The sequence below is a fragment of the Legionella drancourtii LLAP12 genome, assembly GCF_000162755.2.
GTDB lineage: Bacteria > Pseudomonadota > Gammaproteobacteria > Legionellales > Legionellaceae > Legionella > Legionella drancourtii.
Map to the genome: position 1 here is coordinate 98,006 of NZ_JH413817.1, position 21,820 is coordinate 119,825.

Sequence of the window (21,820 nt, forward strand, 5' to 3'; positions counted from 1 at the left end):
ATTAGAAATGTTCACCAAGTCACAGAGGCCTAGATCCGACACATATATTGTTTTAAGTAGAGATGATAAGAAAAAAGCTCAAGTAAGTGTTCCTTCTTCACCAGGCCTTAAACCGCCTGCTTCTCCCCTTCCTTTTATGCCTATTAAGAGTGAGCAGGAAGAGTTTATTAAGGATACTGGCATTCCTTTACCAGAGACGGAGACGCGAGAGTTTTTATCACGAAGAGGTCAATATCGATATCTTCTCGCTAAAGCACAACAGAACGACAAAGAAGATAGTCAGGAAGAAATTAAAGAGTCTTCGGTAGCGAAGTCTTGTTTTGTTCTATATTAATGAATAAATTGATGGAGTATGGGAACGGCTAAATAGCCGTTCCTTGGAAGAGGTAGCGCTTGCTAGTAGTCAGCATGTCCTGGTGTGCGTGGGAAAGGGATCACGTCGCGGACATTCGCTAAACCGGTCACATAGCTTACTAAACGTTCAAAGCCTAAACCAAAGCCGGCATGAGGAACGGTGCCATAACGACGTAGATCGCGGTACCATTGATAGCTTTCTTTATTAAGATTGCATTCTTCAATACGTCTATCCAGAATATCTAAACGCTCTTCACGTTGGCTGCCCCCAATAATTTCACCAATTCCTGGGGCTAAAACATCCATGGCGGCAACGGTTTTTTCATCGTCATTAAGGCGCATGTAAAAGCCTTTAATTTCTTGAGGATAGTTTGTGAGAATTACTGGCTTTTTGCAGTGAACTTCAGCTAGATAGCGTTCATGTTCTGACTGTAAATCCAGCCCCCAGCTTACTGGGAATTCAAAGTTATGGCCTGATTTTTCCAGAACTCTAATGGCATCCGTATAGGTCATGACTTCAAATTCAGAATCAGCAATGTGTTTTAGGCGTTCGAGACATCCTGGAGCTACAAATTGATTGAAAAATTCCATATCATCCAGGCACTCGTTAAGTACTGCCTTGCACAGGTAACGCAACATGTTTTGGCTTAAATCACAAATATCGCTCAAGGTAGCAAAGGCTACCTCAGGCTCAATCATCCAAAATTCTGCTAAGTGCCTGCTGGTATTCGAATTCTCGGCACGGAAGGTTGGGCCAAAGGTATAAACCTTAGACATAGCCATACAATAAGCTTCCAGATTTAACTGGCCTGATACCGTAAGAAATGTTTCTTTGCCAAAGAAATCTTTGCTAAAGTCAATTTGTCCTTGCGGATTCTTGGGAATATTCAACAAATCTAAAGTGGAAACACGGAACATTTCTCCAGCCCCTTCACAGTCACTGGCGGTAATAATCGGCGTGTGAATCCAAAAATAACCTTGTTCGTGGAAGAAACGATGTATGGCTTGCGATAAGCAATGACGCACACGCGTAACGGCACTGAAGGTATTTGTACGTGGGCGTAAATGAGCAACGTCACGCAAAAACTCGAGTGAGTGGCGTTTGGCTTGGATTGGGTAAGTGTCTGGATTTTCTACCCAGCCCACGACCTGAATCTGCTCGGCTTGAATTTCAAAAGATTGACCTTTACCTTGGGAAGCAACTAATTTTCCGCTAGCAATAAGTGAACAGCCTGCATTTAGTTTGGTAATTTCATCGTGGTAATTCGCTAAACCATCTGTAGCAACGATTTGAATAGGGGCAAAGCATGAACCATCATGCACGCTAATAAAAGACAAGCCTGCTTTGGAGTCACGGCGGGTTTTTACCCAACCTCTTACTGTAACGTGTTCATCAACATTGATTGCACCATTCAAACATTCTTTGATGGTAAAAACTTCGGCCATTTTTTTATTCCTGTTGGTTGAATGTATTTAATGCGATGATACACTAAATAAAATTGGTGAGGGAGCATTATGACGCAAAGAGTTTTATTCCTATTATTATTTTGTTGTTCTTTTCTGGTAGAAGCGGGCGATACGGTATTAAAATTGTACAGACCTTATGGTGACATGACAGAACAGGTTGTTCCTACCGTAAAGAAGACGTTATTGGGGCAGTGTTTGACTCAGTCACGATTGATCTTGCGTGAAGATGCCTGGCGTTGTGAAGCCGAAGGAAAAACATATGATCCTTGTTTTGTTAAAGCAGGTACTAATCGTACAGAGGCTTTATGCCCACAATCGCCGTGGATTGGGGATAGCGTACAGATTATGGTGCGTACGCCGTTAAATAATGAGCTAAACCAAACTTTGGATATGTCGCAAGCCTATCCATGGGGAATTGAACTATCAAATGGTGAGCGTTGTTTAGCAATCGATTCGGCTAAGTTGTATGATGAAATGCCGATACGCTATCGTTGTACTAATAAAAATCTATTAGTAGGGCATTTGCAGCGTTGTAAGAATGTATGGAGTATGCTTGAGAAAACGCCTGAAGGTGTAATTACTGTTGAGCTGGTTAAGGCCTGGTTTTAATTGAGTTGCAAGTTATTGTAGCCAGGTCATTCGGGCTACATCTGCTGCACCATGAACAGCTTAGAGTGAGGCCGCAGGCGCTGCATCTTGAAATGCTTTAAGCGTTAAGCAATGTGTGTTAATCGCATTAATTAATGGATAGGCATGCATGGCAAAATTAAAGCGATGTGCATTGAATACTTGTGGTATGAGGCAAAGATCGGCTAATGACGGTGTCGTGCCAAAACAAAAGGGTTCAGTGCGCTCGATTGTTTGTAACTTCGTTTCAAAAGCATCAAATCCTACTTTTAGCCAATGATGATACCACGAGGTTACTTGTGCTTCGCTGGCATTAAACTCTGCTTTTAAACGATTTAATACCCTTAAATTATTTAATGGGTGCATGTCACAGGCTACGATCTGTGCTAAGGATCTTACTGCCGCTCGATTCAATGGATCTTTAGGCAATAATGCAGGGTAAGGAACGCTTTCATCCAGATAATCAATAATGGCTAACGATTGGCTGATAATATGCCCATCAACTTCCAAAGAGGGAACCAATTCTTGTGGATTTATGCGTTGGTATTCTGGTCTATGATGTTGGCCGCCATCGTTGATTAAGTGAATGCTGATTTTTTCATGGGCTATGCCTTTTAGATTAAAGGCAATACGTACACGATAGCAGGCTGTCGAGCGGAAATAATCATAGAGTATCATGGTAGCTCCGTATGGTAGTATGCATTGGGCCTTCCGACTTTAACCAAAAGCGCGTTCAACAATTTGCTCAATTGCACCAAAAAGACTTTTTCCTTGCTTATCAAGCATTTCAATACGAATGGTATCGCCAAAATGCATGAATGGCGTTTTAGGTTGGCCGTGCTCAATGATTTCCAACATTCTTTTTTCGGCAATACATGAAGAACCCTTGCTGCGATCAAGATTAGATACGGTTCCTGAGCCAACAATGGTTCCTGTACTTAATGCTCTTGTTTTGGCCGCATGCTGAATAAGCTCGGTAAACGAAAAAGTCATGTCGCTTCCCGCATCAGGTTGGCCAAACAAAGTCCCATTTAAGTGACTCAATAAGGGTAAATGCAAACGTTGTCCATCCCAATTAGGCCCTAATTCATCAGGGGTTATCGCTACCGGCGAAAAGCTACTGGACGGTTTTGATTGAAAAAAACCGAATCCTTTGTTCAGTTCTTCGGGGATTAAATTACGCAAGGATACGTCATTAACTAACATTAATAATTTAATGTGCTGGCCTGCATTTTTATGATTAATACCCATAGGAACATCATCGGTGATCACGGCAACTTCGGCCTCAAAATCAATCCCATATGCTTCATCAGCAGTAAGAATTGGGTCTTGTGGGCCAAGAAACGTATCGGAGCCGCCCTGATACATCAGTGGATTGGTCCAGAAATCGGCCGGCATTTCAGCGCCACGTGCTTTACGGACTAATTCAACGTGATTCACATAAGCACTGCCATCGGCCCATTGATAAGCTCGAGGCAGGGGTGATGTACATTGTTTGGGATCAAATGTAAAGCCATTACTCACACGCTGTTCATTTAATTGTTGATAAATTTTTTGCAGCTCGGGTTCCACTTGTTGCCAATGATCCAGGGCATATTGTAAGTTAGGGGCAATTTGGGGAACACGTAGCGCATGAGTCAATGCTTGATTGACCACGCATAATTCACCATCTCGTGATGAGGTTGATTTTAAGGTAGCTAATTTCATAGAAATTCCTAATGGGCTTCTTTTAATGTACCGCGTTTGATTTGGTCGCGTTCAATTGCTTCAAATAAGGCCTGGAAGTTTCCTTCACCAAATCCCTGATTGCCTTTACGTTGAATAATTTCAAAAAAACGGGACCAAAAATATTTTCGGTAAAAATTTGCAGCAATAAACCATGTTGCGGATCGACTTCACCATCCATCAGTATTTTTTCTGCACGCAGTTGTTTTACCGGTTCCTGATGCCAAGGGAGGCGAATATCTAGCATGTCATAATAGGTGTCAGGCACATCAAGGAAGTGTACGCCTTGTTCTCTTAAGCTATGGACTGTGTGGTAAATATTGTCGGTTGTTAACGCCATGTGCTGAATACCTTCGCCATGGTATTCGTGTAGAAACTCTTCAATTTGTGAGGCATCATCTTTTGATTCATTCAATGGAATTTTGATTTTGCCGCAAGGACTACCAAGGGCACGGCTTAACAGACCAGTCATTTTGCCTTTGATATTGAAATAACGGATTTCTTTAAAATTAAAGATTTTTTCATAAAAGGTTGCCCATTTATCCATATTGCCACGAAATACATTATGAGTTAGGTGATCGATGAGCAGTAAGCCATTACCTTCTAGGGGAACGATTGCTTTATGCTGCCAATGTTGCGCAAAAGGCTGATGGTATTCATCAACAAAATAAATTACGCTGCCCCCAATAGCCTGAATTGCCGGTAGGCAATGATGTGCATGCTGGCAATCTTCAAATGCTGTTGCGCCATGTTCTATGGCATAGGCAAAAGCAGCTTGGGCATCATGAACTTTAAATCCCATCGCACACGCGCCAGAACCATGTGTTGCCGCGTGGGTTGTTGCTTGGTTATCGATGGCGGCGTTTACGATAAATTGGATTTGACCTTGTTGATACAGAGTGATGTCTTGGTCTTTATGGGTTGCTATGGCCTGGAAACCCATGTCAGTAAATTGTTGTTGCAGGCGTTTTTTATCTGGGCCTGAAAACTCTAAAAAAGCAAAACCATCTAATCCGCAGGGGTTGTCATTTGTTTGCATTATCAAGATACTCCGTTATCGTTTTGATCCATTAAAGAGCGCGTATTTACCATTAAAGTAAGTAATTTTATCCTCTTAGAGCCGTTTAGGAGGATAAAATGCTTAATTTACGGCAGAGATTTTTATTTCTCTGCTGGTTCTGCTCGTTGCACTAAAAACAATCCATCTGCTATAGGCAACAAGCTTACAAATACGCGCTTATCCTGTTTAATCAATTCATTGAGCTTTCTTATTTCTCTTGTTTGTCCGCCAGTTTCATTGTCATCAATTACTTTACCATCCCAGAAAACATTATCAATAGCAATAATTCCTCTCGGCTGAATCAGCTTTAATGCCAATTCATAGTAATTGACGTAATTGGTTTTATCGGCATCAATAAAGATAAAGTCAAATTTTTGTTCCCAACCTTCATCAATTAAGGCATGCAGTGAATCCAGCGCCCGGCCAAGACGTAACTCAATTTTATGATCTTGTTTTGCCTCTTCCCAAAATATGTGGGCTCTTTTTGTCCATTCGGCACTAATGTCGCAGGTGATTAAACGACCATCATCAGGCAATGCTAATGACATTGCTAAGGCACTGTATCCTGTAAATGTTCCTAATTCCAGTACATTTTTAGCGCGAATCAGATGCAATAGAAATTGCATAAATTGTGCTTGTTCCGGCGCTACTTGCATATTCGCCAGTTGCATTGAGGAGGTTTCTTTGCGCAAGCTCTCTAAGGAAGGGTGCTCACGCAATGATTTATCAAGCATGTATGCATATAATTCAGGAGTTAAGCTTAACTGTTTCATTTAAACTAACTTCTCTTGTGCTAAGGCATCTGCTATTTCGTTCGTAGGTAAATTATCTTTTGCTGAACGTGAAAATATTTCCAACAGATGCGTGTAGATATGGTCGATTTGCTCATTGATTTGACTCTCGGGCGTATGCAAATATTTTGACGCCGCAAAAATTAATCCGCCGGCATTAATTACATAATCTGCGGCAAATAAAATACCTTTATCATGTAAGACTTTACCATGATAGCTATGCGCTAATTGGTTATTTGCGGCACCCGCAATAATTGTTGTTTGTAATTGGGGAATGGTAATGTCATTGATAATCGCACCTAAAGCACAAGGTGCAAATACATCACATGGAACTTTATGGATTTGATCCGTGCTCACTGGTTTGGCACCAAATTCTTTAACCGCTTGCTCTACTGCAGCAGGAGAAATGTCGGCAACAGTAAGTTTTGCACCTAAGTCATGTAAATGTTTGGCAAGGGCATAGCCAACATGGCCAAGACCTTGAATCGCTACATGAACCCCATTGAGGTTATCTTTATTCAATTTAAAGGCAACTGCTGCTTGAATACCGCGCAAAATACCTTTTGCGGTAGAGGGCGATGGATCGCCATGGTGCTTTGATAAACTGGCCACATAAGGGGTATGTTCGCCAATAATATCCATATCGCTTAATAGCGTTCCGCTATCTAGCGCCGTAATGTAGCGACCATTTAATTCATTTATAAATTTACCAAATTGGTGCATGTAGCCTGCACGGTCAAAGGAGCCTTTGGGTTTTATAATTACTGCTTTACCACCACCTAAAGGTAAGTTAACCGAAGCGGCTTTGTAGCTCATACCCCGAGCAAGGCGCATCGCATCTTTAAGTGCTGCTGCGGTACTAGGATATTCGATAAAACGGCAACCGCCTAAGGCTGGGCCTAATTTTGTATTATGGATGGCAATGATTGCTTTCATGCCAGTTGCTGGATCAACTTTAAAGTGTAAATCACCAAAACCATGGGCTAAGGCGTATTCGAGGAAATCGTCTTCTGCTTTTGCTTGGTTATTGTTGGTTCTATTATCAACAGACATCATTGCTTAAACTCCTCTTTTAAATATTTTTTTGCAGAAGTTATAGACCTATTTATCGATTAAATCAATGATAATTTGGCGTCTTGCGGTATGCTGGTATAAACTAAACCAGTTATTTATCAAATTGGAGAATGTTATGCGACAGGTCGTTGCCAAGATGCTTATATTGATGGCTGTAACGCCGTTTACTTTTGCTGCAGATGTAGTAATTCCGCCGCAATTAGTTCTTGATAAAGTTCTCTTTCAGATTTCTGCAAAACAATGGGTGACAACCCAATCTGCTTTATTGGGGGTCAATATTAGTGTTACTTTAGCGAAGGCTGATTTAGTGAAGGCGCGCGCGGATATTATGGAACGCTTAAATAAAATTGCTAAAGGTGATTGGCATTTACTGGCATTTGATCGTTCACAAGACAGTTCAGGCCTTGAAAAACTTGATGTTCAAGCGCAAGCCCGTGTGGATCAAACGGCATTGACTGATATTTATCAAAATGCAAAATCAGTGAGTATACCAGGGGCTAAATATGAGGTCGCGAGTGTTGAATTTAAGCCTAGCATGGAAGAGACACAGACGGTTTTGGCCAAGGTTCGCGATCAATTGTATCAACAGGTAAATGATGAAATTGCGCGGATGAATAAGGCGTACCCAATGCAAAACTACAGTGTAAGTAATTTGGTTTTTGTTTCTGGAGATAATCCGCCGGTGCAGACACCTCGCGCTTATCAGGCTAAAGAAATGAACAGTATGATGATGATGGCAGGGGCGGCCGCTGCTCCCGCATTAACGGTGAGCAATGAATTGACCTTGACTGCGATGGTGGAAGCCGCTTCTAATCGTAAACAATGAGCGTGTAGGACGAAGGGCGGAAAACTGCTTTTGTTAAGAATAAGGAAATACGCCATTCTTCCCCTAGGGGAAGAGAGCACTTAAAATGTACTTGCCACAATACTCACCCTCATCCGCCCTTACGGGTATCTTCTCTTATTGCAAGGAGAAGGAAAGTTTTCTTTAGCTTATTGCCAAATAATTAAATACAGGGGAATTAATTTGTTAGTCGTTGAAAAAATTATCGGTCATCGCGGAGCTTCAGCTTATGCTCCTGAGAATACTTTAGTTGCCTTTAATAAAGCTTTAGATATGGGTTGTCGCTTTGTTGAGTTTGACGTGATGTGCAGCGCTGATGGCGAGCCGTTTGTCTTTCATGATGACAAATTAAAAAGAACTACCAATGGCCGTGGTGAAATTGGCCAGGTTGCCTCGTCCTATCTGCAAACACTTGATGCTGGCGCTTGGTTTTCGCGACAATTTAAAGGCGAACGTATTCCGCATTTTAAAGAGGTATTGGCGTGGTTGTCGGCAACAAATGTGCAAGCAAATATCGAAATAAAGCCTTATCCAGGTACCGATGAGCAAACTGCGGTTACCGTCTTAAGTCACTTAAATCGCTATTGGCCTGAAGGAAAAGACTTACCTCTTGTTTCCAGTTTTTCCTGGGATGCTTTAATGATGTGTCGTAATCTCGCCCCTGAAATGCCTTTGGGTTTACTCGTTCATACTTGGGATGAACAATGGTTGCAAAAAGCCAAACAATTGGCTTGTTTTTCTATTCATTTTAACCGCAGGATTTTAACTGCTGCCCGCGTTCAGGCGGTTAAGGATGCAGGATATCTTGTTTGTGCTTACACAGTGAATCGAAAACGGCTGGCCAATAAGTTATTTCAATGGGGTGTAGATGCCGTTTTTAGTGACTATCCAGATTTACTTGCATGAATAAATTAATTGTTTTCTTATTTCTTTTATTATGTGCTTTGTCGGTACACGCAAAACGCATTGAACTGGTGCTTTGGCATGGTATGGCTGGTTATTTAGGTGATGAAGTTAGTGCACTTGCATATGATTTTAATCAAAGTCAAAGTGAATACTTTGTTAAACCGGTTTATAAAGGGAATTACATCGAAACTTTAACTAGCTTTGCTGCCGCCTTCAGAGCTCAGAAACCACCGGCAATGGTACAAGTTTTTGAGGTTGGTACTGCTATCATGAGTTCACCTAAAGGGGTCATTAAGCCAGTTGATGAGCTGATGCAAGAACAAGGATTGCATTTGCCTAAAGAAGATTTTATTCCCTCTATTCGCGAATTTTACAGCAAAGATGGGCAGTTGATGGCCTTACCTTTTAATCTCTCCGTGCCGATTTTGTATTACAACGTAGATATGCTCGCTAAATTAGGGTACACCAGTACTAATTTTCCGCGTACTTGGGAGGAGATGGAAGTATTAGCCCTGAACGTAAAAAAAGCAGGTTATCAATGTACCTATACTACAGCTTATCCGGGGTGGGTTCTTTTTGAATCATTTTTAGCAATTCATGGGTTGCCTTTAACCCAGGGGGAGCCGCAACAGGCTGCCTTTGATACACTGCAATTAGCGCATCATTTTGCGCGCTTAAAACGTTGGCATGCTCAGCATTATTTTCGTTATGCAGGACGCGTGGATGATGCGACTGTTTTATTTACCAGCAGCATTTGTCCTTTATTTAGCCAATCCTCCGGGGCTTATAACAGTTTGGCGGCCTTAGTTCCTTTTCATTTGGGGGTTGCCAGCATGCCGTTGGATACGCAAATCAGTAAAGTACGCCATGCGAACGTTGCTGGAGGTGCCGCACTCTGGGCAGTAGCGGGGCAAACAAAAGAACACTATAAGGGTATTGCGCAATTTTTAGTCTTTATTGCCCAGCCTAAAACACAACAACGTTGGCACGAACATACAGGTTATCTGCCATTAGGATTGCAAGGCCGTTATGCCGATATTTTGAAAAACAGCCAGCATCCCAATTTATTATTGGCACAAACCGATCTCAAAACGAATTGGCTCGATAAGCCATTGCGCTACGAGGGACCACAAAATCAAATTCGTAGTATTAATGATGAATTATTAGAGGCCATGTTTGCGGGTTTAATAAGCCCTGATGCGGCGCTACATGAGGCCTCCAGGCGTACAAATCATGTCTTGTTACGCTTTGCACGCAATACTAAAAGTGACTAATTCTATGACTTATAATGGCTCCAGAAAGTTTTCAAGGTTTGGTTTTTGATTTAGGCGGTACTGATAAACTACATAAAAAGCCATTACATTTTTTAAATAATTACGTGTTTCCTGCCATGGTAAGGTCTCAATCCAAACATCAATTTCTTTGGGTGGATGGTTTCTTAACCAATAAACCACCTGCTTGGGGCCAGCATTATACGCGGCGGCAATTAGTATGGGATGATTACTAAAGCGTTTTGATAATTGTTTTAAATAAGCCACACCAATGTTGATATTTTTTTCAGACAAAAATAATTGATTTTGATTGGTGTAAGGAATCTTATCTGCCTTAGAAACTACGCCTGCAGTATAGGGCATTACCTGCATCAAGCCGCGCGCACCAACTGAAGATGTTGCATCTTCCCTGAAGCCGCTTTCCTGGCGAATAATGGCGTAAATAAATTCAGGTGGTACCTCATATTTTTTAGAATATTGTTTAACCGCATCTTTATAAGCCAAGGGGAATCTTAATGAGAGTTGATTGTTTAAGGTCTCATTATTACTTAAGTATACTGATTTACCATGCCACTGCAGTGTCGTATCAATCCAATAAACTAAGGCGCTGGCCTCATCTTTAGGTAGTTCACTGATAAAATCATTGAGTAATCGCGAGGCCTGTAACGTATTTTTGTTGCTATATAAGGTTTTAACCTGGTCAATAAAGGCCTGGTAAGGTTTTAAGACATCCAAATTGTTTATTGGGGGCTCATTAGTGAAGCTAGGCGTTTGTTTAAGGCGAAGACTGGCCAGAAACCCATAGTATTGCCGGCTTTTGGCCAAAGGCTCATAGACCACACGGGCTTCGGCGGTTTTACCTTGTTCTTCTAAAGAACGTGCCAGCCAATATTGCCAACAGGGAGCATCTTTATTTTTTGAATCATTGATTAAGGCCGTTACCTGCGGCCAGTCTTGGCGTTTTAAGGCAAAGCGTATTTGCCAATCCAGCAAGATGTCATTATAGTATTGCGGTTGTACTTTGGCGAACCATTGCAGTGTATCTTCATTATTGCGCATGGCTTTATACAACGCAACATGGGCGAGAAAAGCTTGTTGTTGTGCCGAATCAAGTATGAGTTTGGTTTTGCCTTGTTGCCATAGTTGCAATGCGCTTTCCATGTTAATGGAGATTAGGCGTTTGAGGCCATAAAGATAAATAGCACTGTTTAAACCACCGGCATTAAGTTTATTAATCGTTCTTGGGTTTTGATACACCGCATTTAATGCTTGAATTTCTGTTGGATGCGGCATTTTATATTGTTTTAGCAAATAACGTGCTAATTGAATGTTGCGTTTATCTAGGGCAAGGGCGATGCGTTGCGTAATTAGTTCCTGATTAAAGTCATCATTCTTCATCAATAAGTCAAATAAATTATTGCAGGCTTGGGGTCTTGAGTCACCCGTTAACCACAATGGGATGGAATCTTTAAGTGCTTCTTGCTGGGCGCCAGTATTATATTTCGCCATTTGTTCATAGCAGACAAGATTCATGTCGTTAGACGGTTGATAATACTGGGTATAGTTTGCCCAATCTTTGGTACGTGCGAGTTCATAAAGCCAGCGTTCACGTAATTTATTGGAAAGTGGGGTGGTGCCTTTAATAAAATCGAGAAAGATGGGCGTTGGGGTAATTGGCAGATGTTGGCTTAACGAAGTATAGGCATTAAAACGTTCCATATACTCTTGTCCCGAAAGTGCCAGGCAAGCCTGTGATCCGATGAGTCCGCATAACACGATGATTAATTTTTTCATAAATCTTCTTCGTCGAATTAAATGTTCGTTAATTGTGCACGCATAGTGTTAATCGTTTCTTGATAATTATTGCTGTTGAATATAGCTGAACCGGCAACAAATTGATTAGCACCTGCGTGTGCCAAAGTAGCAATATTTTTGCTTGTAACACCGCCATCCACACATAGATCCAATTGTGGGTAGCGTTGGCGAATTTGCGTTATTTTTTCAATGATTTCTGGAATTAATTTTTGGCCACCAAATCCTGGATTGACGGTCATGACTAAGACAAAATCAAGTTTGTATGCACACCAGGTTAACACGTCAATCGATGTTGCTGGATTTAATACCAAGCCTGTGGCACAGCCCAAATCTTTAATCAGTTGCAAGCTGCGGTCTAAATGAATGGTTGCATCTGGATGTATGCTGATACGCTTGGCTCCAGCTTTGGCAAAGGATTCAATAAGAGCATCCACTGGCTTAACCATGAGGTGGACATCTATGGGGAGCTGAGGAAAACGTTTGATTAATGCGGCACAAAAAGCAGGGCCGAAGGTTAGGTTGGGGACATAATGATTGTCCATTACATCAAAATGAATGTAGTCCGCACCTGCCAACATGACCGCGCCCACTTCGTCGCCAAGACAGGTGAGATCTGCAGAGAGCATTGAGGGTAAAATTTGGTAGGTCATGGTGTGATTTTTTTAAATTTTGCGATGGTATATATCATATGCTGTTCACCAGAAACATTCTATAAAAAAGACTTTTTCCGGTGAAAGAAGTTTCTTCAATAAGCTAGAACTGAGAGACACATGTTACATGTAGGCTGGTCGTGCCTTATTAATGAAAAGTGGCGTGAATCAAGAACAACAAAAAGTAATTAGTGTTATCTTGAATAAAGCAACTGAAGAAATTAATAAAATTCTATTTTAAGATACGAGCATGTAAACGACGAACTTAGTAGTACAAAAAATACGTCACCCAATTAAGATGCGTATGTTACAGGTGTGTTGTGAGTAGGACTTGATGCGTACGGACAGAAAAAACGGCTAAAATAATAAGCACGCATTGTTCTTAGAAAGCATGTTCTTCTTTTGATTTGATGTTTGATTGTCTGGAATTCGAAATTAATATAGCATAGCCCAAATAAAAAGCCGGACACCATTATCTATATGCTAAAAAATCATCTTATTCGCTTTATGTTTGTTGGGTTATTAAATACTTTATTTGGATATAGTTTATATGCCCTTTTTATTTATTTAGGATTTATATATTATCTGGCCATTATATTTTCAACTGCTTTAGGTGCTTTATTCAATTTTAAAACGATTGGCAAATTAGTCTTTAATAGTAATGATAATAGCTTATTTTTTTTGTTTATTTTTTATTACTTAGCTCTTTCACTATTAAATATTTGCCTGGTAAATTTTTTTACAAAATTTATAAATGATTATTATGTAAGTGGCTTTCTCTCTGTTGTTATCTGTGCTTTGGCTTCTTTCATTATAAATAGGAAACTTATGTATAAACCAAAGGAATTCATCTGTGAAAAAATTAATTAGTATTGTAACGCCCTGTTACAACGAAGAAGATAATGTTGAGGAGTTATTTAGGCGAGTAGAGAAGGTTTTTAATACCCAACTACCACAGTATGATTTCGAGCATATTTTTATTGATAATGCTTCTACAGATAAGACAGTGGAAAAGCTTAAAGCCATGGCTTTAACTGATGCGCGAGTAAAGTTGATTATTAATTCCAGAAATTTTGGTCATGTCCGATCGCCTTTATATGGATTATTACAAGCAAGTGGCGACGCGGTTATTTCCGTTGTTGCCGATCTTCAAGATCCGCCAGAAATGATTCCAAGCTTCATTGAAAAATGGGAAGAGGGCAATGACATTGTTCTTGCGATAAAAAAAGACAGCGAAGAAAATAAAATAGTTTTTAGAATACGAAAATTTTATTACAATCTTTTAAGTCGGCTCTCGGAAGTAAAAATTTTCAAAAACTACACTGGCTTTGGTCTTTATAATCGCAAAGTAATGGATGCACTAAGAACATTTCAAGATCCTTATCCTTTTTTTAGGGGGATGATCGCCGAAGTAGGATTTAAGGTTGCTGAACTTGCATATAACCAGCCAGTAAGAGAGAAAGGGATAACTAAAAATAATTTTTATTCTCTTTATGATATGGGGATCTTGGGTATCATGAATAACTCTAAAGTTCCTCTTAGACTGGTTGTATTTCTGGGCTTTATTTTGAGTTCCATTTCTGCCTTCGTTGGTTTAGGTTATCTCATCGCTAAAATTATCTATTGGAATGAAATGAAACTGGGCATGGCTCCTTTAGTAATAGGCGGAGCCTTTGCTTTCTCAATTATGATTTTTTTCTTAGGAATTATTGGTGAATACATTGGCGCAATTTATACCCAAGTCTTAAATAGACCCTTGGTTTTTGAAAAAGATAGAATCAATTTTTAGTTTTAAAGCACTGATTTATAAAAGCGATTAGGGCTGTTTTTTAGGTTGGGCCAACGAGCCCAACGTACACTATATTCGTGCTCTATTCTACCAAAAGAGTAAAATAGAGTATGTTTCCGTCTTTATCCCATCCTACTGAATCTCGCCACGTTGCACTGATAGAATATAGCTTGGCGTTAAAGCATGGTAAACAGCATTCATTAGATTCATATATAAAAAGAACGCTACAAAGGGTAGTAACAGCTTTAAATTCTTTGCCCTTAATAATTGCCAAAACTGATATAAAGCAAAAGGAAAGAGCAAAAGATAGATAGCAAAAGTGAATCTATCTTCCAGGCCTGAAAATATATGCAGCAAAATACAGAAAAATACGCCAATGATTATTGCTCGTCTTTGTTTAATGGCTATATTTTTATATTGAAGAATTAAGCCACAAAAACCAAAGTAAACAATGAAGCTGGACAAAAATACAATTACTTTCTGAAATGATTCAGAGATATTCTGATAGACAAACAAGGTATAATGAGAAAATATCATTAATATTTTTAACATCAGATAAGATAACCCATTAATGCTAAACCAATAAAATTTATGGCTGCTGCTTGTTACAAATGGATTTGGAAAAACATTGGCGACAGCCGTTGGTATAAAAGAAAACGAGACATGAGTAGCCTCTTTGCCCCATGAATATTGTAATTTACCTAAACTCATCGCTGGGAAGGGGGTTAATTTATCGAAGGTATGATAATTGTAATAGATTTGCGGTAAAAAAACGATTAAGGCAGTGATGCCAAAAATGAATAAAGAGACAAAAATTTCTCGTAGTTGTTTTTCCTCAAGACACTCCCAAAAAAAGATCAAGGAAATAAAAGCAAAAAGCCATAAATTAGCGGGACGCACTTCTACTGCATAGGCAGAAACCAAACCGAGCAAAAAAACTCTAAAATAGCTTTTTCTCATCCCAAAGAATATGGCGATACTGATAAGTAATAAGCAATTTGAAAGAGACTCAGTTAATGTAACACTAAGGTAGCTTAGTATATAAATATTTAATAACAGGCTAGCGAAAATAAATAACCTGAACCGTTCATTTTTAGTGAGTGACCGTGCTACTAAATAGGCCGCGCCAACGTACATAACAAATTGCCACACTAAAACATGAAAAGCATAGATTCGCTTAAGAGGCGTTATCAAATTGATGAAATAGAGAATAAATGGATAGCCGTAAGTTCTTACTTCCCCCGTTCCCGTAACAAACAAGTTTTTAGCCAATTGTATATATCCTATGGCATCACCTACACCAACACCTTGACCCTGCGTACAAAACAGTACGGGTTTTTGCCATTGATAAAAAATATAGCTCAATGCAAAAGAAGCAGCAATTAAGCTAAAATAGTACCAATAAAAGTACCTACTCTCTGTTTTGTTGATACTTGCTATCATTCGACTTTCCTCTTTGTCTACGTTTATATTCCGTCTGCTAGCACTAGAGCCGCTGTTGCATTCTGGTCACTATTTTTTATCATTTTTAGTGGCGAAGTATTCGCGTACATTAGGCTCGTTGCTTCTTCAATAATGCATTGCATGGATGTTTTCTGGGGCTTATATCCCCAAAAAGCAGCTTTATAATTTTCTGAATAATATTTCTTTTTCAAGCCTGTTGCATTGATACTTAAATCTGCAGATTCAGTATATGAAAACGAAAAGCTGAAATTTTCTTTGATAGCGGTTAAAAGGGAGAATTTATCAATAGGGGCTTGGCTGTAGCAATCAAACACTTCATTTATAGAATCTTCTGCAAGTATTAAAGAAACTATTTGATAGAAATCTTGGGGATGCAAGAAATCGCGCCATATATTCTGCGCGTTGGTATAAAAATGTTCTTGATTTTTAACTGCTCTTAAAATATCCGTAATTAAATAACGGTTAGTTAAGTCTATATTTCTACTAAAATAATTAAAAATTCTTAAATCAATAATATTTAAATGACGCAAGCTACGATGCAGTAATTCACAATAAATTTTGGATTTTGCATACCAGTCTGTTTCAAGCTGATTATTTAGATCAAGACAGGTTTTGCTGCATTCATCAACCGGTTTTTCAAAATTTGAGCCATAAGCTATGCCACTACTTAAAAAAATGTATTTTGTCTTAGGATGGTTATGTAAATAATCTAAAGCCATTTTATCGTATTCTGCGGTAATGGCAAAAATAGAAGCACCCATAGCTTTTGCATCAGCAGGATTGCCAACGCCAATAAAATTAATGATGGCATCGTAAGAATTATCTTTATTAAATTGAGAATAAGTTTTTACCTTAAAAATTGCTGGTAAATTTTCTATGCTTAACCAAGTTAATAAAACCTCAGGATTACGTCCATATAAATCAAGCGCAACATCATTGCGAAGAGCAATGGTACGGATAAAATCTTGAGCTATATAGCTCGTAGCACCTAAGACAGCAATTCTCATTCATAAGCCCCTGCTAATACTTTATGTTGCTCGCCAAATTCAAGTTTGGGCGATTGGTTGTCTAGTTTGTCACCGAAAGCAAGCCTGGGTCTGCATTCGTTCACTTCCTCAATATTTATCTCAATCAATAAAGGATTAAGAGTTTGCAGAAATAACTCTAGTGCATTATTAAATTCTTCTAATGAGTTGATATGCAGCGCGTGCATATTATAACCTTGACCAAGTTTTACAAAATCACTGGAATAGCTCTTCCAATAGGTGGAACGATTACGACCAGCAAAATAAAGATCTTGAAAATTTTTTACCATGCCTAAAGCTTTGTTGTTAAGAATAATAGTTAAAATTGGTAGCTTTTCTCTGGCAATGATATCCAGTTCTTGTATATTTAACTGCGCTCCGCCATCTCCGGAAAAGCTGATAACCGGTTTTTGCGAACCCAGATGCACGCCGATTGAGGTGGGAATAGCAAAGCCCATTGCGCCTAAACCACCTGAATGATGCGTTTTTTGCCCCTCGCTATGACGCAGTGTGTGCGCAGCCCACATTTGGTTATTGCCAACATCACAAACAAACTGCACTTCTTTATTTTTAAGACGTTGATTCATTAAATTAAATAGTACAAAAGGATTTAATTTAATCTCTTGATATTCATTAATGAATAGATTTTTTTTCTTTTCTAGTAAATGATTAACCCAGGAATTATGATTTTCTTTGTTGTATTTTTCTCTACTGAATTCTTTATAAAAAGAATGGACATCAAGACAAAAAGATTCATCGGCCTTAATGCGATTATTGAGCTGGTGCTCATCAATATCTATTTGAATAACATAGGCTTTTCGCGAAAAATCCTGGCAGTCAGCTCCAGTTTGGCGGACATCAAGACGCGAACCAATTACTAAAAGTAAATCACAATTTTGTAACGCATAATTGGCTACTCGTGTGCCATAAGCGCCAATCATTCCTAAATAAGGGGCGGCCTCTGTAATTTTTTCACTTCCTTTGAGGCTTGCGGCATAAGGAATATTCATCGTGTTCAGTTTTTTTATAAAATCATGAAACTGAGGATCATTGACTGCGCCTCCCCCCAATAGCACTAATGGCTTATCTGCCATTCGCAGTTTTTTTTGAATATTAGGGGTTATAATTTTCGCCTCATTAGAGAAAAAAGGTTTGGGTTCCTCCTTTTCTAAAAGCGTTAAAAGAATCTGTTCATCAATTAACTCACGTTGAATATTCATGGGAATATCTAATAAAACAGGACCCGGGCGGCCATTTCGCGCCAAATCGATTGCTTTATCCAACTCGGGTAGAAATTGCTCCACACACTCAATTTTCTTTGCATATTTAGTGATCGAACAAACGATACTAATAATATCGAGTTCCTGAAATCCCTGTTGCTTTATTTTCTTATCGCCGCGTGATTCACTCGTATTTACTTGCCCAGTCAGAAAGAGGCAGGGAATATTATCGAACCAGCAATCGGCAATCCCCGTCACTAAATTAGTAGCCCCCGGTCCACTTGTTCCCAAAGCAAGTCCCATGATTTCATTATTAGTTGCTCTGGCAACGCCTCCTGCCGCAAAGGCTGCTCCTTGCTCATGATGGACAGAAACCAGTTTTGTCATAGCGAGATTATTAATGCTATCAACCAGATGAGTAATCATGCCACCAATAAGCTCAAAGCCGACAAAAATTTTTTTATGGGCAAGAAGCCGGGCTACTGCATCGGATGCCTTTATTAGCGATCTACCTTCACTATTTTGCATTTTAGTCTCTATTCCTGAGCGTAATTAAAAGCCAATACCAAAAAATTCCTCAAATTTTTCAATAACAAAATCAAGATGAGCTGCGGTCAAACCGGGATATAAACCAATCCAAAAAGTATTATTCATAATAATATCCGTGTTTATAAGCTCCCCATATATCCGATAATTTAGTGATTCAAAATAAGGTTGGCGAGTTAAGTTTCCGGCAAATAAAAGCCGGGTACCGATTTTATGTTGTTCAAGGAATTTTAATAAATCAACGCGATCAATTTTGTGCTCAGTTTTTAGCGTTATTGGAAAACCAAACCAAGAGGGTGATGATTTTTCGGTTGCTTCGGGCAATATGATAAAATCTTCACAAGAACGCAGTCCTTTATGGAGGTGATTAAAATTAATTTTTCTTGCTTCAATAAATTGCGGCAAACTTTCTAGCTGTGCTAAACCACAGGCTGCCTGCATATCGGTAATTTTTAAGTTGTAGCCAAGGTGTGAATAGGTATATTTATGATCATAGCCACTTGGTAATGAGCCGAATTGCTGGGCAAAACGCTTGCCACAGGTATTATCACAGCCAGGCGCACAATAGCAATCGCGTCCCCAATCCCTGAATGACTCGATTAGTGTATGCAACATTTTAGATTTAGTAAAAACAGCTCCACCTTCACCCATCGTAATATGATGAGCTGGATAAAAACTAACGGTGGCAATATCTCCAAAACTACCGACCATTTTCCCTTCATAGGTGGAGCCCAATGCATCGCAGCAATCTTCAATAAGCCACAAATTATATTTTTCTTTAAGGCGTTGTACTTCCGTTAGATTAAAGGTATTGCCCAGGGTGTGTGCGATCATAATCGCTTTGGTTTTATCTGTAATTGCGGCTTCAATAAGGCGTGCATCAATGTTATAGGTGGGGATATCTACATCCACAAAAACAGGGACTAATCCATTTTGAATAATAGGATTTACAGTGGTTGGGAAGCCGGCAGCAACGGAGATTACCTCATCACCTGGTTTTAATTGGCGCTCGCCAAGTTTAGGTGAGGTTAAAGCAGTTAAGGCAAGAAGATTTGCTGAGGAACCAGAGGTGGTGGTTAAAACATAGGGTACGCCTAAGTAAGCGGCTAATTTATTTTGGAATGCCTCATTAAAACGTCCGGTGGTAAGCCAGCCATCCAATGACGCTTCGACCATATTTTGTAATTCCAGAGCACCCAACACTTTTCCTGAAGGAGGGATAACCGTTTTACCTGCTTCAAATGTCTTTGGTTGATACTCCAGTTCCGCATAATGGGAAACTAGTTTTAAAATTTCTTGACGTAGCTGCTCTTTTGTCATGCTGAATTAACCTATTTGTGAGTTCATATAATCGTTAATTTCATTAATCGTATAATCATACATATTAATCCCTTCTAGCCAAGCCTTATACCAATTAACCGTACGATCTAAGCTTTCTAGAAGCATCCACTGTGGTTGCCAATGCAATTTTAATTTTGCCTTAGAGCAATCCAATTTTAAAAAATGAGCTTCATGTACATGAAGGCTTTTATCGACAGCGAAGCTTGCTCCTGCACCCCAAATCTCAGCCATCTGTTTGACTATCCATTCAACCGGCTTGGCATTATTTTCCATTGGGCCAAAATTCCAGGCCTCAGCAAAGGAAACGCCTTCTTTATAGAGACTTTCAGCAAGCTTAATGTAACCAGATAAGGGTTCGAGAACATGTTGCCAAGGTCTTATTGCTTGAGGATTTCTAATGTATACTTCTTTTTTATCGGCAAAAGCTTTAAGAATATCGGGCACTAATCTATCCTGTGCCCAATCGCCACCACCAATTACATTACCTGCTCTTGCGGATGCTATAGCACAACCATGCTCATGGTAATTATGTTCATTAAAAAAGGAGCGTCGATAAGAATTGGTAACTAATTCTGCACAGCCTTTACTACTACTATAGGGATCAAAACCACCCATTGGCTCTGATTCTCGATACCCCCATGGCCATTCTTGATTTTCATAGCATTTGTCGCTGGTGACATTGACTAGCGCTTTAACCGTATTAATGGAACGTGTTGATTCCAATAGATGAACTGTCCCCATAACGTTCGTGCTATAGGTATCTACAGGGATCTCATAAGATAAGCGAACCAAGGGCTGCGCGGCCAAATGAAAGACAATCTCGGGTTTAAATGCATTCATACATTGATAAAGTGTGTTCAGATCACGAATATCCGCTATCTTGGAGGCAATTTTATTTTGAAGCTGTATTTCTGCAAAAAGACTAGGGGTAGTCGGTGCGTTTAAAGCATAGCCTTGGACTTGTGCACCGAGACTATGTAACCACAAGCTAAGCCAGCTTCCTTTAAATCCAGTGTGCCCAGTAATAAAAACACGCTTTCCTTGCCAAAAATTAAGATCTATCATTAGCCTATTCCCATACTTTCCAAGGTGCCTTGTTATTATTCCATAGCTCTTCCAGATAAGTTTTATCACGCAGAGTATCCATAGGTTGCCAGAATCCTTCATGCTCATAGGCCACTAGCTGATTTTCACTGGCCAGCTGATTTAGCGGGTATTGCTCCCAAATACATGCATCACCATCAATATAGTTTAAAACCTCGGGGGATAAAACAAAGAAACCACCATTAATCATTCCACCATCACCTTTTGGTTTTTCTTTAAAATGTTTTACCATCCCTTGCTGTATATCTAATGCACCAAAACGACCCGGTGGATAGGTCGCCGTTAAGGTTGCTAATTTTCCATGCGCTCGATGAAATGCAATCGTTTCCGATACGTTTACATCACTTAAGCCATCACCATAAGTGAAGCAAAATAAGTCATCGTACATAATATGTTCCGCAACCCTTAGAAGTCGTCCGCCAGTCATTGATGTCTCACCAGTATCCACTAGTGTTATTGTCCAGGGCTCTGCACGTTTGGAGTGAATTTCCATTTTATTTTCGCGCATGTCGATGGTTACATCGGACATGTGAAGAAAGTAGTTTGCAAAGTATTCTTTAATTACATATCCTTTATAGCCGCAACAAATTACAAAATCATGAATATTATGAGCAGAATAGAGTTTCATAATATGCCAAATAATGGGTTTGGCACCGATTTCAACCATTGGCTTAGGCTTTACGGTGGTTTCTTCACTTAAACGAGTCCCCAAACCACCAGCAAGAATCACTGCTTTCATTATTTACT

20 protein-coding genes and 1 pseudogene are annotated in these 21,820 nt (G+C 39.6%); 7 read left to right on the forward strand and 14 right to left on the reverse strand.

Annotated elements, in window-relative coordinates; genetic code table 11:
* The first annotated feature begins 7 nt into the window (after positions 1-7).
* Positions 8-334: a hypothetical protein gene (locus tag LDG_RS07505; RefSeq protein WP_040534845.1), complete on the forward strand. Its 327-nt coding sequence runs from the start codon at positions 8-10 to the stop codon at positions 332-334.
* Between the two features lie 62 nt (positions 335-396).
* Here the strand turns inward: LDG_RS07505 and asnS are convergent, their stop codons facing one another.
* The gene (asnS, locus tag LDG_RS07510) at positions 397-1,800 is read right to left on the reverse strand and encodes an asparagine--tRNA ligase (protein WP_006870652.1); all 1,404 of its coding nucleotides are present in this window, start codon (positions 1,798-1,800) and stop codon (positions 397-399) included.
* Positions 1,801-1,869: 69 nt separating this feature from the next.
* On the opposite strand from asnS, the gene LDG_RS07515 reads away from it, so the two are divergent.
* The gene (locus tag LDG_RS07515; RefSeq protein ID WP_006870653.1) at positions 1,870-2,430 is read left to right on the forward strand and encodes a hypothetical protein; all 561 of its coding nucleotides are present in this window, start codon (positions 1,870-1,872) and stop codon (positions 2,428-2,430) included.
* A gap of 60 nt (positions 2,431-2,490) precedes the next feature.
* Here LDG_RS07515 and maiA read toward each other — a convergent pair whose 3' ends face one another.
* The 5 genes and pseudogenes from maiA to LDG_RS07540 form a co-directional block, all read right to left on the reverse strand.
* On the reverse strand, positions 2,491-3,126 hold the full coding sequence (gene maiA / locus LDG_RS07520; RefSeq protein WP_006870654.1) for a maleylacetoacetate isomerase: 636 nt from the start codon (positions 3,124-3,126) through the stop codon (positions 2,491-2,493).
* A gap of 39 nt (positions 3,127-3,165) precedes the next feature.
* Complete coding sequence (locus tag LDG_RS07525; protein ID WP_006870655.1) at positions 3,166-4,155, reverse strand: fumarylacetoacetate hydrolase family protein; 990 nt, start codon at positions 4,153-4,155, stop codon at positions 3,166-3,168.
* An 8-nt stretch (positions 4,156-4,163) separates the two neighbouring features.
* A pseudogene (gene hppD / locus LDG_RS07530) lies at positions 4,164-5,212 on the reverse strand (4-hydroxyphenylpyruvate dioxygenase).
* 122 nt (positions 5,213-5,334) lie between these two features.
* Positions 5,335-6,006 carry an O-methyltransferase gene (locus LDG_RS07535; RefSeq protein ID WP_006870657.1) on the reverse strand — a complete coding sequence of 224 codons (672 nt, stop codon included), beginning with the start codon at positions 6,004-6,006 and terminating at the stop codon, positions 5,335-5,337.
* Positions 6,007-7,080: a Leu/Phe/Val dehydrogenase gene (locus LDG_RS07540; protein WP_006870658.1), complete on the reverse strand. Its 1,074-nt coding sequence runs from the start codon at positions 7,078-7,080 to the stop codon at positions 6,007-6,009. It lies immediately after the preceding gene.
* A 133-nt stretch (positions 7,081-7,213) separates the two neighbouring features.
* Here LDG_RS07540 and LDG_RS07545 point away from each other — a divergent pair, with 133 nt between their 5' ends.
* The 3 genes from LDG_RS07545 to LDG_RS07555 all read left to right on the forward strand — a co-directional run bounded on the left by LDG_RS07545 (position 7,214) and on the right by LDG_RS07555 (position 10,122).
* A complete protein-coding gene (locus LDG_RS07545) occupies positions 7,214-7,924 on the forward strand; it encodes a hypothetical protein (RefSeq protein ID WP_006870659.1) in 711 nt (236 codons plus the stop codon).
* Between the two features lie 201 nt (positions 7,925-8,125).
* Complete coding sequence (gene ugpQ, locus LDG_RS07550; RefSeq protein ID WP_006870660.1) at positions 8,126-8,848, forward strand: glycerophosphodiester phosphodiesterase; 723 nt, start codon at positions 8,126-8,128, stop codon at positions 8,846-8,848.
* On the forward strand, positions 8,845-10,122 hold the full coding sequence (locus LDG_RS07555; protein WP_006870661.1) for an extracellular solute-binding protein: 1,278 nt from the start codon (positions 8,845-8,847) through the stop codon (positions 10,120-10,122). The genes ugpQ and LDG_RS07555 overlap by 4 nt, the downstream gene beginning before the upstream one ends.
* A 9-nt stretch (positions 10,123-10,131) precedes the next feature.
* Here the strand turns inward: LDG_RS07555 and LDG_RS07560 are convergent, their stop codons facing one another.
* Both LDG_RS07560 and rpe read right to left on the reverse strand, forming a co-directional pair.
* Positions 10,132-11,913 carry a transglycosylase SLT domain-containing protein gene (locus LDG_RS07560; RefSeq protein ID WP_040534847.1) on the reverse strand — a complete coding sequence of 594 codons (1,782 nt, stop codon included), beginning with the start codon at positions 11,911-11,913 and terminating at the stop codon, positions 10,132-10,134.
* Between the two features lie 17 nt (positions 11,914-11,930).
* The gene (gene rpe / locus LDG_RS07565; RefSeq protein ID WP_040534849.1) at positions 11,931-12,584 is read right to left on the reverse strand and encodes a ribulose-phosphate 3-epimerase; all 654 of its coding nucleotides are present in this window, start codon (positions 12,582-12,584) and stop codon (positions 11,931-11,933) included.
* 507 nt (positions 12,585-13,091) lie between these two features.
* Between rpe and LDG_RS20700 the strand changes: the two genes are divergently transcribed.
* Together LDG_RS20700 and LDG_RS07575 are read left to right on the forward strand one after the other, a co-directional pair.
* Positions 13,092-13,454, forward strand: coding sequence for a GtrA family protein (locus tag LDG_RS20700; RefSeq protein ID WP_407635271.1), 363 nt, complete (start codon positions 13,092-13,094; stop codon positions 13,452-13,454).
* Positions 13,438-14,373: a glycosyltransferase family 2 protein gene (locus tag LDG_RS07575; RefSeq protein WP_006870665.1), complete on the forward strand. Its 936-nt coding sequence runs from the start codon at positions 13,438-13,440 to the stop codon at positions 14,371-14,373. Before LDG_RS20700 ends, LDG_RS07575 begins: the two co-directional genes overlap by 17 nt.
* A 132-nt stretch (positions 14,374-14,505) precedes the next feature.
* Here the strand turns inward: LDG_RS07575 and LDG_RS07580 are convergent, their stop codons facing one another.
* The 6 genes from LDG_RS07580 to rfbF are packed head-to-tail and all read right to left on the reverse strand — an operon-like array spanning position 14,506 to position 21,812.
* The gene (locus LDG_RS07580; RefSeq protein ID WP_006870666.1) at positions 14,506-15,816 is read right to left on the reverse strand and encodes a hypothetical protein; all 1,311 of its coding nucleotides are present in this window, start codon (positions 15,814-15,816) and stop codon (positions 14,506-14,508) included.
* Between the two features lie 23 nt (positions 15,817-15,839).
* Positions 15,840-16,844, reverse strand: a complete 1,005-nt coding sequence (locus LDG_RS07585) for an NAD-dependent epimerase/dehydratase family protein (protein WP_006870667.1) — start codon at positions 16,842-16,844, stop codon at positions 15,840-15,842.
* Positions 16,841-18,610, reverse strand: a complete 1,770-nt coding sequence (locus LDG_RS07590) for a thiamine pyrophosphate-binding protein (RefSeq protein ID WP_006870668.1) — start codon at positions 18,608-18,610, stop codon at positions 16,841-16,843. The genes LDG_RS07585 and LDG_RS07590 overlap by 4 nt, the downstream gene beginning before the upstream one ends.
* 24 nt (positions 18,611-18,634) lie before the next feature.
* On the reverse strand, positions 18,635-19,948 hold the full coding sequence (gene rfbH / locus LDG_RS07595) for a lipopolysaccharide biosynthesis protein RfbH (RefSeq protein ID WP_006870669.1): 1,314 nt from the start codon (positions 19,946-19,948) through the stop codon (positions 18,635-18,637).
* 6 nt (positions 19,949-19,954) lie between these two features.
* Positions 19,955-21,034 carry a CDP-glucose 4,6-dehydratase gene (rfbG, locus tag LDG_RS07600; RefSeq protein ID WP_006870670.1) on the reverse strand — a complete coding sequence of 360 codons (1,080 nt, stop codon included), beginning with the start codon at positions 21,032-21,034 and terminating at the stop codon, positions 19,955-19,957.
* A 4-nt stretch (positions 21,035-21,038) separates the two neighbouring features.
* A complete protein-coding gene (gene rfbF, locus LDG_RS07605; protein ID WP_006870671.1) occupies positions 21,039-21,812 on the reverse strand; it encodes a glucose-1-phosphate cytidylyltransferase in 774 nt (257 codons plus the stop codon).
* Between the last annotated feature and the right edge of the window lie 8 nt (positions 21,813-21,820).

Bases quoted from the DNA above. Each gene is read 5' to 3' on its own strand.
- LDG_RS07505 (WP_040534845.1), top strand. From the start codon at position 8: ATGTTCACCAAGTCACAGAGGCCTAGATCCGACACATATATTGTTTTA.
- asnS (WP_006870652.1), bottom strand. From the start codon at position 1,800: ATGGCCGAAGTTTTTACCATCAAAGAATGTTTGAATGGTGCAATCAAT.
- LDG_RS07515 (WP_006870653.1), top strand. From the start codon at position 1,870: ATGACGCAAAGAGTTTTATTCCTATTATTATTTTGTTGTTCTTTTCTG.
- maiA (WP_006870654.1), bottom strand. From the start codon at position 3,126: ATGATACTCTATGATTATTTCCGCTCGACAGCCTGCTATCGTGTACGT.
- LDG_RS07525 (WP_006870655.1), bottom strand. From the start codon at position 4,155: ATGAAATTAGCTACCTTAAAATCAACCTCATCACGAGATGGTGAATTA.
- LDG_RS07535 (WP_006870657.1), bottom strand. From the start codon at position 6,006: ATGAAACAGTTAAGCTTAACTCCTGAATTATATGCATACATGCTTGAT.
- LDG_RS07540 (WP_006870658.1), bottom strand. From the start codon at position 7,080: ATGATGTCTGTTGATAATAGAACCAACAATAACCAAGCAAAAGCAGAA.
- LDG_RS07545 (WP_006870659.1), top strand. From the start codon at position 7,214: ATGCGACAGGTCGTTGCCAAGATGCTTATATTGATGGCTGTAACGCCG.
- LDG_RS07555 (WP_006870661.1), top strand. From the start codon at position 8,845: ATGAATAAATTAATTGTTTTCTTATTTCTTTTATTATGTGCTTTGTCG.
- LDG_RS07560 (WP_040534847.1), bottom strand. From the start codon at position 11,913: ATGAAAAAATTAATCATCGTGTTATGCGGACTCATCGGATCACAGGCT.
- rpe (WP_040534849.1), bottom strand. From the start codon at position 12,584: ATGACCTACCAAATTTTACCCTCAATGCTCTCTGCAGATCTCACCTGT.
- LDG_RS20700 (WP_407635271.1), top strand. From the start codon at position 13,092: ATGTTTGTTGGGTTATTAAATACTTTATTTGGATATAGTTTATATGCC.
- LDG_RS07580 (WP_006870666.1), bottom strand. From the start codon at position 15,816: ATGATAGCAAGTATCAACAAAACAGAGAGTAGGTACTTTTATTGGTAC.
- LDG_RS07585 (WP_006870667.1), bottom strand. From the start codon at position 16,844: ATGAGAATTGCTGTCTTAGGTGCTACGAGCTATATAGCTCAAGATTTT.
- LDG_RS07590 (WP_006870668.1), bottom strand. From the start codon at position 18,610: ATGCAAAATAGTGAAGGTAGATCGCTAATAAAGGCATCCGATGCAGTA.
- rfbH (WP_006870669.1), bottom strand. From the start codon at position 19,948: ATGACAAAAGAGCAGCTACGTCAAGAAATTTTAAAACTAGTTTCCCAT.
- rfbG (WP_006870670.1), bottom strand. From the start codon at position 21,034: ATGATAGATCTTAATTTTTGGCAAGGAAAGCGTGTTTTTATTACTGGG.
- rfbF (WP_006870671.1), bottom strand. From the start codon at position 21,812: ATGAAAGCAGTGATTCTTGCTGGTGGTTTGGGGACTCGTTTAAGTGAA.